Raw genomic sequence first — 10,807 nt, forward strand, 5'->3', positions numbered from 1 at the left:
ACGGATTCTTGAAGACATCGTGATCGCCGACCCGTCGCCATCGGCAACGCAACTCACCCTCGACGGTGACCAGCTCGAAGGTCGCACGCCCGTCCGGGCTGGCGAACGACCAGGTCATTTCGAGAATCCCCGGAGCTGACCGCACGGGCTTGACCCGCAGCGAGGCGGGCCACGGCCCGGTCGGGTCCTTGGCGTGGGCATCGCACGCCGGCGCGAACTTCTCTCGGACGACGGTCCTGACCGCGAGAGCGTTCTCGCCCTTGAGCCGCCGGTAGTCGCCGTCGAACGCCGGGGTCGTCTCGAACCTCACTCGGCCTCGAGCTCGTCGAGGTGACCGAGGAAGTCCTCGGTCGACTCGTGAACCGCGACGCGGCCGGCGGTGACGTGCCCGTCGACCTCGCGCTCACGCTCCTGCCACCGCTCTGCCCAGAACCAGCACTGATCGGCCGGCACGGGCAGGGCGGCCCGCAACTCGATTACCCCGTCGGCCCGCTCCGTCATCTCCAGCTGCGCACCCGGCTGGTCCAGGTGCAGCCGGCGACGGACGTCGGCGGGCAGCGCGATCGTGCCGCGGCCCTGGACGCGGTGAGAACGGTGATCCCTTCCACCGGTGCGCGCCGGTCACTCGATGGCAGACGTGCAGGACGACGTCCGCGAGGAGCTGGCCTGGGATCTTCGAGCACTGCAGGCAGCAGACCTGATCACCGACGGCAGAGCGGCGCAAGCGGAGTGACCAGCCCGCGGTCGCTGGCTCCTATCACTCGCTCCACCTCAACCTCACCGCGGCGACGGCTTCTCCGACCGTGCACCGTCGTGCGTTCGGAGTGTTCGGGGATGGGGACGAGCTTCTGGCGATGACCTTCGTCGACCTTGACGGTGCCGCAGCCGAGATCGACGTCACGGTCGTCGCAGAGCCGTGGCGTGACCAAGGCGTGGGGACCGGGCTGAAGGCTGCCTCGGTCCTGGCACTCATCGAGGACGGAGTCGAGCCATGCCGAACTGGCGGCTCGGCGGACAACCACGCCATCCGTCGCGCCAACCACGTCATTGGTTTCCTCATCGATGAGCAGTGGGTCACCCTCGCCCCACCCGATCAGGTGTGAGACACCTGGGGCCGGCTTGGAGTTGGGCTGGTCGCCCGCTCGACGACCTATCCGTAGTGGTAGCGACAGGCCGCAACTCTGACCTCGTCACCGACGACCTTGTACACAAGACGGTGCTCATCGGTGATGCGTCTGGACCAGTACTCGGCGAAGTCGTGCCTGAGCGCTTCGGGTTTGCCGATGCCGTCGTTGCCGCCGCGCTGAATGTCAGCCAGCAGCAGGTTGATCCGTTTCAGGACCCTACGGTCCTGCGCCTGCCACCAGAGGTAGTCCTCCCATGCGTTCTCGTCCCAGACGAGCAGCACGTCAGTCCGTCTCGATGGCGTGCCGGTGGCCGCGACCGGCCTCGAGACGCTCCATGGCGTCGAGCAGGCGTCGCGCGTTGGCGGGTGAACGCATCAGGTAGGCCGTCTCGCGCAGGGACTCGTAGTCCTCGAGGGAGACGATGACGACGGGCTCATGTCCCGCGCGGGTGATGATCACTTCCTCGCGGTCGTCGGCAACGCTGTCGAGCACCTCTGCGTAGCGGGCGCGGGACTCGGTGTAGCTCATCGTCTTCATTGGAACCTCCTGTACAGAAAAGTGTACGGCACTAGTGGAGAAGGCGAGGTCACGTGACCCGCGGGTCGTGGCTGAGCGGCATACCGACGGGGTATGCCGCTCAGTGGGCACCGCGCGCGCCAAGCCTCCGAGGGGTGCGGCCGGCGCGCTCGAGATGGCCGCTGATGACAGAGGGGGTCGGCATGCCGTCCAGTTCATCCTCGAACGGTCAGGTCGGGGAAGACTCATGCAGGGATATGCATGAACGTGTATAGTCATGCATCGTGACCAGGGCAGCGGTAGCGGGGGCGAGCGGGTACGCCGGGGGCGAGATCCTCCGGCTCCTGCTCGCCCATCCGGACCTCAAGATCGGGGCCGTGACGGCGGGCAGCAACGCCGGTGAACGCCTCGGCACGATCCACCCGCACCTGGTCCCTCTCGCGGACCGCGTGCTCGAGGACACGAACCCGGAGGTCCTCGCCGGGCACGACGTAGCCTTCCTGGCCCTGCCGCACGGCCACTCTGCGGCCCTGGCCGAGCAGCTTCCCGCAGGCGTCGTCGTCATCGACTGCGGTGCCGACTTCCGGCTCGAGTCGGCAGACGCCTGGGCCCGGTTCTACGACACCCCGCACGCCGGGTCGTGGCCCTACGGGATGCCCGAGCTGCCGCTGCCCGGCGGTGGCCGCCAGCGCGACGTCCTCGCCGGCGCCCGCCGGATCGCCGTCCCCGGCTGCTATCCCACCGGCATCTCGCTCGCCCTCGCGCCCGGCCTCGTCGCCGGCGTCATCGAGCCCGACGACCTCGTCGTCGTCGCGGCCTCCGGCACGTCGGGGGCGGGCAAGGGGCTCAAGGCGCACCTGCTCGGCAGCGAGGTGATGGGCTCGATGTCCCCCTACGGCGTCGGCGGCGGCCACCGCCACTCGCCCGAGATCGAGCAGAACCTCTCCCGGGCCGCGGGCCGACCCGCGAGCATCTCGTTCACGCCGACGCTCGCCCCCATGCCCCGCGGCATCCTCGCGACGTCGACCGCCCGGCTCGCGCCGGGCGCCGATCCCGACGCCGTCCGCGCGGTGTGGGAGCGCACCTACGTCGACGAGCCGTTCGTCCACGTCCTGCCCGAGGGCACCTGGCCGCGCACCGCCGACGTGATCGGAAGCAACCTGGTCCTGCTGCAGGTCGCCGTCGACGAGCATGCGGGCCGGGTCGTGGTCGCCTCGGCAGTCGACAACCTGACCAAGGGCACTGCCGGGGCGGCCGTCCAGTGCGCCAACCTCGCGCTCGGCCTCGACGAGACGACCGGCCTGCCTCTGGCGGGAGTGGCACCGTGACCGCCCAGACCGCCTCGCTGCCCAAGGGATTCCGGGCCGCGGGCGTCACCGCTGGGCTCAAGGCCAGCGGCACGCCCGACCTGGCCCTCGTCGTCAACGACGGACCGGACCACCACGCCGCAGCCGTCTTCACGAGCAACCGCGTCGAGGCCGCGCCCGTCACCTGGTCACGACAGGTCGTCACCGACGCCCGCGTCGACGCCGTCGTGCTCAACTCCGGTGGCGCCAACGCCTGCACAGGCCCCCAGGGTTTCGCCGACACCCACCACACCGCGGAGCACGTCGCCGACGTCCTTGGGATCTCCTCGGGCGACGTGGTCGTCTGCTCGACCGGCCTGATCGGCGAGCTGCTGCCGATGGACAAGATCGTCGCCGGTGTTGATGCGGCCGCCGCGGCGTTGACTCCCGACGGGCACGAGGTTGCCGCGATCGCCATCATGACCACCGACACCGTCCACAAGGTCGCCACCCACACGGGCGACGGCTGGATCGTCTCGGGCATGGCCAAGGGCGCCGGAATGCTCGCACCCGCCCTCGCCACGATGCTCGTCGTGCTCACCACCGACGCGGTCGTCGACCCCGCCGACCTCGACGCCGCCCTGCGTGACGCGACGGCGACCACCTTCGACCGGATCGACTCCGACGGCTGCATGTCGACCAACGACACGGTGATCGTGCTGGCCTCCGGCGCCTCGGGTGTCACCGTGAGCCGCGACGAGCTCGCCGCAGCCCTGACCGACGTGAGCGCAAGCCTGGCCCGCCAGCTCGTCGGCGACGCCGAGGGCGCAGCCCACGACATCGCCATCGAGGTGCGCTCCGCCACCTCGGTGGGCGATGCCCTCGAGGTGGCCCGCGCCGTCGCCCGCAGCAACCTGTTCAAGTGCGCCATCTTCGGGGGCGACCCCAACTGGGGTCGCGTCCTCGCCGCGGTCGGCACCACGCGCGCAGCGTTCGACCCGCTGGCGCTCGACGTCGCGATCAACGGCATCGAGGTATGCCGCCGTGGCGGGGTCGGTCAGGACCGTTCCCTCGTCGACCTGCGGGCCCGCGAGGTGCGCGTCGTCGTCGACCTGCACGCCGGGGACGAGACCGCGACGATCTGGACCAACGACCTCACCCACGACTACGTCCACGAGAACTCGGCCTACAGCACATGACGCCGGCAGCAGCCCACCAGGTGAGGGGCCTCATCGACGCGGCCGCGGTCCGGGTCGCGGCCGGCAAGGCAGCCACCCTCGTGGAGGCCCTGCCCTGGCTCGAACGGTTCCGGGGCTCGCTCGTCGTCGTCAAGTACGGCGGCAACGCCATGGTCGACCAACGCCTCAAGACGGCCTTCGCCCAGGACGTCGCGTTTCTGCGCTATGCCGGGCTGCGGCCGGTCGTCGTGCACGGCGGCGGCCCCCAGATCAAGGCGATGCTGACCCGGCTCGGCATCGAGACCGAGTTCGAGGGTGGCCTGCGGGTCACCACCCCCGAGGTCATGGACGTCGTCCGGATGGTCCTCACCGGGCAGGTCGGACGTGAGCTGGTCGGCCTGCTCAACCACCACGGCCCGATCGCGGTCGGCCTCTCCGGCGAGGACGCCGCCCTCTTCGGCGCCCGCCGTCGCGGCGCGGTGATCGACGGAGAGCTCGTCGACATCGGACTCGTCGGCGACGTCGAGAGCGTCAACCCGTCAGCCGTCCACGACATCCTCGCTGCCGGACGCGTGCCTGTCGTGTCGACCGTCGCCCCCGACCTCGACGTCGACGGGCAGGTCCTCAACGTCAACGCCGACACCGCGGCCGGGGCCCTCGCGGTCGCCCTGCAGGCCGAGAAGCTCGTCGTGCTCACCGACGTCGAGGGCATCTACGCCGACTGGCCCGACCGCACCTCGCTGCTGTCGATCCTCGAGGTCACCGAGGCCAAGGAGCTGCTCTCCCGGGTGGACGAGGGGATGGTCCCCAAGCTCGAGGCGTGCATCCGCGCCATCGAGGGCGGTGTGCCGCGGGCCCACGTCGTCGACGGGCGCACGCCGCACTCGATCCTGCTCGAGGTCTTCACCGACGAGGGAATCGGCACGATGGTGCTGCCCGACACACCCGACACGCCCGAGGAGGGTTGATGAGCGCCGACCGGAGTACCGACACGAGCGAGGGACGAGGTGTGCCAGAGGTCGCGAGCAAGGGCACCGGCCTGCTCACCCGCTATGCGGCCTCGATGGTCCAGGTCTTCGGTACCCCCCAGATCGTCCTCGCCTCCGGGCAGGGCTGCTGGGTCACCGATATCGACGGCAAGCGGTACCTCGACCTGCTCTCGGGCATCGCCGTCAATGCCCTCGGCTACGGCCACCCGGCGCTGGTGCAGGCGGTGAGCAAGCAGGCTGAGGCCGCGATCCACATCTCGAACTTCTTCACCTCCGAACCCGCGATCCAGCTCGCCGAGCGGCTCCTCGCGCTCGCGGGCGCGCCCACCGGGTCCGGGGTCTTCTTCGCCAACTCGGGCACCGAGGCCAACGAGGCCGCGATCAAGCTCACCCGCCGCACCGGCCGCAGCCGGATCATCGCCATGGAGGGCTCTTTCCACGGCCGGAGCACCGGCGCGCTCGCCCTCACCCACAAGGCGGCCTACCGCGAGCCCTTCGAGCCGCTCATCCCCGACGTGCACTTCGTGCCGCCGGGCGACGCAGACGCGCTCCGTGTCGCGGTCGACGGCCAGACCGCCGCAGTCTTCGTCGAGCCGATCCAGGGCGAGGCGGGCATCCGCGAGGTCCCGGCCGGCTACCTCCGGCTCGCCCGCGACCTGACCCGCCGGCACGGAGCGCTCCTCGTGCTCGACGAGATCCAGACCGGCGTCGGGCGCACCGGCGACTGGTTCGCGCACACGAGCGCCGGCATCCGGCCCGATGCGATGACCCTCGCCAAGGGGCTCGGCGGCGGCGTGCCGATCGGAGCCCTGCTCACCTACGGTCCGGAGGTGACCGGGCTGCTCACGGCCGGGCAGCACGGCACGACCTTCGGGGGCAACCCGCTCGCCTGCGCAGCCGGCCTCGCCGTCCTCGACACGATCGAGCGAGACCACCTGCTGGAGAACGCGACCCGGGTTGGCGCGCTGCTCGGCGATCTGAACGTGCCGGGAGTCTCCGCCACGCGCGGACGCGGGCTGCTGCGCGCGATCGAGCTGAGCGGCATACCGGCTCCGCTCGTCATGCAGGAGGCTCGGGACGCCGGGTTCATCGTCAACGCCGTCACCCCCACCGCGTTGCGTCTCGCACCGCCGCTCATCATCACCGCCGACGAGCTCGGTGGCTTCCTGACCGCGCTGCCGGGGATCCTCGAGCGCGCGCAGGCCCTTTCGTGAGCCGCACCCAGCGTCAGCACCGCATCGCCGAGCTGCTCGACACGCGCGAGATCCGCAGCCAGGGCGAGCTGTCCGACCTGCTCGCCGCGGAGGGGATCGAGGTGACCCAGGCGACCCTCTCGCGCGACCTCGTCGAGATCGGGGCCGTCAAGGTCCGCCGCGGGCGTGCCCTCGTCTACGCCGTGCCTGGGGACGGCGGCGACATCCCGGCCACGGGGCGGCTCGACGGCACGAACCAGCGCCTGCGCCGTGTCTGCGACGAGCTGCTCGTGTCCGCCGTGTGCGCCCGCAACCTCGTCGTGCTCAAGACCCCGCCGGGCGCCGCGAACTACCTCGCCTCCACCATCGACCTCACGCGGGACCCCCAGGTCGTCGGCACCATCGCGGGTGACGACACGATCCTGCTCATCGCGGCAGACGACGCTGCCGGTCAGGACGTCACAGCGGCGCTGCTGGCCCTGCTCGAACCGCGCGACTGACATCAAGGAAGAATGCGACTGTGACCAAGGAGACACACAGGACTCAGGAGACACACAGGACCGAGGAGACTGACCAGACCCAGGAGACTGAGCAGACCGAGCAGGCCGACCGAGTCAGCCTCTGGGGCGGACGGTTCGCCGGCGGGCCCGACCAGGCCCTCGCTGCCCTTTCGAAGAGCACTCAGTTCGACTGGCGGCTGGCCCCCTACGACATCGCCGGCTCGCGCGCGCACGCCAGGGTGCTGTATGCAGCCCAGCTCCTGTCAGACGACGAGCTCGCCGGGATGCTGGCCGGCCTCGACCGGCTCGAAGCGGATGTGCGCGCTGCCGTCTTCGTGCCCGAGCAGGACGACGAGGACGTCCACACCGCCCTCGAGCGCGGCCTCATCGACCGCGTCGGCCCGGAGCTGGGCGGCCGGATCCGCGCCGGACGGTCTCGGAACGACCAGGTGGCCACACTGTTCCGCCTGTACCTGCGCGAGCACGCCCGGATGGTGGCCGTGCTCGTGCTCGAGGTGGTGGATGCGCTGCTGCAGCAGGCGGATCGGCATCTCGGCGTCGCCATGCCCGGACGCACGCACCTGCAGCACGCCCAGCCGGTGCTCCTCTCGCACCACCTGCTGGCCCATGCGTGGGCCCTGTTGCGCGACGTCGACCGGTTCCGCGACTGGGACGCGCGCACGGACGCCTCGCCCTACGGGTCGGGAGCCCTCGCGGGGTCGTCGCTCGGGCTCGACCCCGAGGCGGTGGCCCGCGACCTCGGCTTCTCGCGGGCGGTGGAGAACTCCATCGACGGCACGGCGTCACGCGACTTCGTCGCGGAGTTCGCCTTCGTGTGCGCCATGACAGCCATCGACATCTCGCGGATCGCCGAGGAGGTCGTGCTCTGGGCGACCAAGGAGTTCTCCTTCGTCACCCTCGACGACGCCTACTCGACCGGGTCGAGCATCATGCCGCAGAAGAAGAACCCCGACGTCGCCGAGCTCGCGCGAGGCAAGGCGGGGCGGCTCGTCGGCGACCTAGCCGGCCTGCTCACGACGCTCAAGGCCCTCCCGCTCGCCTACAACCGGGACCTGCAGGAGGACAAGGAGCCGGTCTTCGACGCAGTCGACACTCTCGAGGTGCTGCTGCCCGCGTTCTCAGGGATGGTCGCGACGCTGACGTTCCACACCGAACGTCTCGAGTCGCTCGCGCCGCAGGGGTTCGCCCTCGCCACGGACATCGCCGAGTGGCTGGTCCGGGCGCACGTGCCGTTCCGGGTCGCCCACGAGGTGGCCGGTGAGTGTGTGCGGCGCTGCGAGGAGCGTGGCATCGAGCTCTGGGATCTCACCGACGAGGACTTCGCCGCGGTCAGTGAGCACCTCACCCCGGACGTGCGCTCCGTCCTGTCGGTCGAGGGCTCGCTCGCCTCCCGGGACGGGGTGGGTGGGACCGCACCGGTCCGGGTCCGCGAACAGCTCGCCGCGGCGGTGGAGCGTCTGGCGGCGGCCCACGCCTGGGCCGCCGGGGGCGCCTGAGGTATGGCGGACGACGGGATCACCCTGGGCGAGGGCACCGAGGGGCGACTGCCACGCGCCTTCTTCGCCCGTCCGGTGCTCCAGGTCGCCCCGGAGCTGCTCGGGTGTCTCGTCAGCCACGCCGGGGTCACCGTGCGCCTGACCGAGGTCGAGGCCTACGCCGGAACGGTCGACCCCGGTTCGCACGCGTATCGGGGGCCGACACCGCGCACTCGGGTCATGTTCGGCCCGGCCGGCTTCCTCTACGTCTACTTCACCTACGGCAACCACTGGTGCGTCAACCTCGTCTGCGGCCACCAGGGCAGCGCCGAGGCCGTGCTCCTGCGGGGCGCCCAGGTCGTCGACGGCTTCGACGTGGTGCGGCAGCGGCGGGGGAACGTCCGCGAACGGGACTGGGGCCGCGGACCCGGTCGGCTCGGGCAGGCCCTGGCGCTCGGCCGGGACCAGACCGGACGGGACTTCTGCCGGCCCGCGATCGGCGACCCGGTCGACTTCGTCGTCGGGGCGCCTGCCGAGCCGACCGACCCGGGCCGACTGCGGACCGGTCCTCGGGTAGGGGTCAGTGGTCCCGGCGGCGACCCCGCGACCTACCCGTGGCGCTACTGGCTCGATGGTGAGCCGACGGTCTCGGCCTATCGCCCGGGGGTCGTGCGCAAGCGTCGCCGTACGTGAGCGCACCGATGTGATGCGGTCAGGACGGGACGAGGACCCTACCCACGACGAGGACCCGACCCACGACGAGGACTCGCCTGAGCGGCATACCCCCTCGACGCACCCTGGCCGGGGCCGCCCTCGGTCGCTGAGGGTGCACATTCGTGACGGCGGTGGGTCGTAGGGCAGGCTGTCCCTGCGGGAGCACCCGCCCGAGAGAGAGGAACGAGGACCGTGACGGACATCTTCGACGAGCTGCAGTGGCGCGGCCTGGTGGCGCAGACCACCGACGAGACGGCGCTGCGCGAGGCACTCGCCAAGGGACCCGTCACGGTCTACTGCGGCTTCGACCCCAGTGCACCGTCGCTGCACTTCGGCAACTTCGTGCAGCTCTCCGTGCTGCGTCGCATGCAGGCCGCGGGGCACCACGTCATCTGCCTCGTCGGTGGGTCGACCGGTCTCATCGGCGACCCGAAGCCGGACGCGGAGCGGATGCTGCAGGACAAGGACACGATCGCCCGGTCGGTCGAACGCATCCAGTCGTTGGTCGGACCCCTGCTCGACTTCGAGGGCGAGAACGCAGCGGTGCTCGTCAACAACCTCGACTGGACCGCACCGATCAGCGCACTCGACTTCCTACGCGACATCGGCCAGCACTTCCGGGTCAACCAGATGATCCGCAAGGAGGCCGTGGCCCGCCGCCTCGAGAGCGAGCAGGGCATCTCGTACACCGAGTTCAGCTACCAGATCCTGCAGGCGATGGACTACCTCGAGCTGTACCGGACGAGAGACTGTGTCCTGCAGATCGGTGGCAGCGACCAGTGGGGCAACATCACGGCCGGCGTCGACCTCGTCCACCGGGTCGAGGGGGCCACGGTCCACGCGCTCGCCACGCCGCTGCTGGTCGACTCCGAGGGCCGCAAGTTCGGCAAGTCCGAGGGCAACGCCGTCTGGCTGTCGGCGGACATGACCAGTCCCTACGCCTTCTACCAGTACTTCCTCAACGTCGAGGACGCCTCGGTCGTGGCGATGCTGAGGGCCCTGACCGACCGGACCCGCGACGAGATCGCCGACCTCGAGAAGCAGGCCCTCGAGGAGCCGTTCCGACGCACCGCCCAGCGCACCTTGGCAGCCGAGGCCACCGCTCTCGTGCACGGCCCTGAGCCGACCCGGGCTGTCCAGGCCGCAAGCGAGGCGCTCTTCGGCAAGGGCTCCCTGGCGGACCTGGACGAGAGCACGCTGCGCGATGCGACCGACGAGCTGGCCGGTGCGCAGCTGGCGCCGGGCACCACCGTCGTCGAGGCGCTCGTGGCGACCGGTCTGGTCGAATCGCGCAACGCGGCCCGACGTGTCATCGCCGAGGGGGGCGCGTCGGTGAACAACACCAAGGTCAGCGATGCCGCCGCGGTGCTCGGTGAGGGCGACTTCCTCCACGGTGCGGTCGCCGTGCTCAAGCGGGGGCGCCGGAACCTCGCGGCCGCCCGCCGAGCCTGACTCCCGCAAGCCGAACCGTCTTTGCCTGCAAGGGGGTCGCCCCCTCTCGGGCCCCGGGTCGGCTCGATTTGGTGTTCGGTGAAGGGGCGGCTAGTGTTCTGCTTGGTCAGCCCGACAGGGAGGAACGGACGCCACGGCGGAGCGAGCGATCGCGACGCGAAGCAGGCCGGTCCCCGGGCGAGACCTCCACCCCATCGGTCGTTCGGGATTCTCGTGCCGATGGTTGAATCCGCTGATGCCACGCGGGTCGGCTCGGCCGCTCCTTGGAGCGGGTCACGGGTTTGACTCCCTCGGTGCGAGCGGGTAAGTTTGGGTGGTTGCCTTTGTTGGCTGGGTTGCCGTGTGGTGGTCTGGTT

13 protein-coding genes are annotated in these 10,807 nt (G+C 70.7%); 9 read left to right on the top strand and 4 right to left on the bottom strand.

Annotated features, from left to right (window positions below):
* Together L0H79_RS16540 and L0H79_RS16545 are read right to left on the bottom strand one after the other, a co-directional pair.
* The coding region (locus tag L0H79_RS16540; RefSeq protein ID WP_301485750.1) for a hypothetical protein at positions 1 to 310 on the bottom strand (310 nt) is incomplete at its 3' end.
* The gene (locus L0H79_RS16545) at positions 307 to 501 is read right to left on the bottom strand and encodes a hypothetical protein (RefSeq protein ID WP_301485751.1); all 195 of its coding nucleotides are present in this window, start codon (positions 499 to 501) and stop codon (positions 307 to 309) included. The genes L0H79_RS16540 and L0H79_RS16545, both read right to left, overlap by 4 nt.
* 353 nt (positions 502 to 854) lie before the next feature.
* Here L0H79_RS16545 and L0H79_RS16550 point away from each other — a divergent pair, with 353 nt between their 5' ends.
* Positions 855 to 1,103: a hypothetical protein gene (locus tag L0H79_RS16550; RefSeq protein WP_301485752.1), complete on the top strand. Its 249-nt coding sequence runs from the start codon at positions 855 to 857 to the stop codon at positions 1,101 to 1,103.
* Between the two features lie 47 nt (positions 1,104 to 1,150).
* Here L0H79_RS16550 and L0H79_RS16555 read toward each other — a convergent pair whose 3' ends face one another.
* Both L0H79_RS16555 and L0H79_RS16560 read right to left on the bottom strand, forming a co-directional pair.
* Positions 1,151 to 1,408 carry a Txe/YoeB family addiction module toxin gene (locus tag L0H79_RS16555; protein ID WP_301485753.1) on the bottom strand — a complete coding sequence of 86 codons (258 nt, stop codon included), beginning with the start codon at positions 1,406 to 1,408 and terminating at the stop codon, positions 1,151 to 1,153.
* A gap of 1 nt (position 1,409) precedes the next feature.
* Complete coding sequence (locus L0H79_RS16560; RefSeq protein ID WP_301485754.1) at positions 1,410 to 1,664, bottom strand: type II toxin-antitoxin system Phd/YefM family antitoxin; 255 nt, start codon at positions 1,662 to 1,664, stop codon at positions 1,410 to 1,412.
* 263 nt (positions 1,665 to 1,927) lie between these two features.
* Here L0H79_RS16560 and argC point away from each other — a divergent pair, with 263 nt between their 5' ends.
* From argC to tyrS, 8 genes are all read left to right on the top strand, one after another.
* Positions 1,928 to 2,971, top strand: a complete 1,044-nt coding sequence (argC, locus tag L0H79_RS16565) for an N-acetyl-gamma-glutamyl-phosphate reductase (protein ID WP_301485755.1) — start codon at positions 1,928 to 1,930, stop codon at positions 2,969 to 2,971.
* Complete coding sequence (argJ, locus tag L0H79_RS16570) at positions 2,968 to 4,128, top strand: bifunctional glutamate N-acetyltransferase/amino-acid acetyltransferase ArgJ (protein WP_301485756.1); 1,161 nt, start codon at positions 2,968 to 2,970, stop codon at positions 4,126 to 4,128. The genes argC and argJ overlap by 4 nt, the downstream gene beginning before the upstream one ends.
* On the top strand, positions 4,125 to 5,075 hold the full coding sequence (argB, locus tag L0H79_RS16575; RefSeq protein ID WP_301485757.1) for an acetylglutamate kinase: 951 nt from the start codon (positions 4,125 to 4,127) through the stop codon (positions 5,073 to 5,075). Before argJ ends, argB begins: the two co-directional genes overlap by 4 nt.
* Positions 5,075 to 6,310: an acetylornithine transaminase gene (locus tag L0H79_RS16580; protein WP_301485758.1), complete on the top strand. Its 1,236-nt coding sequence runs from the start codon at positions 5,075 to 5,077 to the stop codon at positions 6,308 to 6,310. Before argB ends, L0H79_RS16580 begins: the two co-directional genes overlap by 1 nt.
* Positions 6,307 to 6,789 carry an arginine repressor gene (gene argR, locus L0H79_RS16585; protein ID WP_301485759.1) on the top strand — a complete coding sequence of 161 codons (483 nt, stop codon included), beginning with the start codon at positions 6,307 to 6,309 and terminating at the stop codon, positions 6,787 to 6,789. The genes L0H79_RS16580 and argR overlap by 4 nt, the downstream gene beginning before the upstream one ends.
* Before the next feature lie 20 nt (positions 6,790 to 6,809).
* Complete coding sequence (argH, locus tag L0H79_RS16590; protein WP_301485760.1) at positions 6,810 to 8,306, top strand: argininosuccinate lyase; 1,497 nt, start codon at positions 6,810 to 6,812, stop codon at positions 8,304 to 8,306.
* Positions 8,307 to 8,309: 3 nt separating this feature from the next.
* Complete coding sequence (locus L0H79_RS16595) at positions 8,310 to 8,978, top strand: DNA-3-methyladenine glycosylase (protein ID WP_301485761.1); 669 nt, start codon at positions 8,310 to 8,312, stop codon at positions 8,976 to 8,978.
* A 213-nt stretch (positions 8,979 to 9,191) separates the two neighbouring features.
* Entirely contained in the window at positions 9,192 to 10,451 is a 1,260-nt protein-coding gene (gene tyrS, locus L0H79_RS16600) for a tyrosine--tRNA ligase (protein WP_301485762.1), read from the top strand.
* Positions 10,452 to 10,807: the final 356 nt, after the last annotated feature.

This window comes from Intrasporangium sp. (genome assembly GCF_030452765.1).
Taxonomy (GTDB): domain Bacteria; phylum Actinomycetota; class Actinomycetes; order Actinomycetales; family Dermatophilaceae; genus Intrasporangium_A.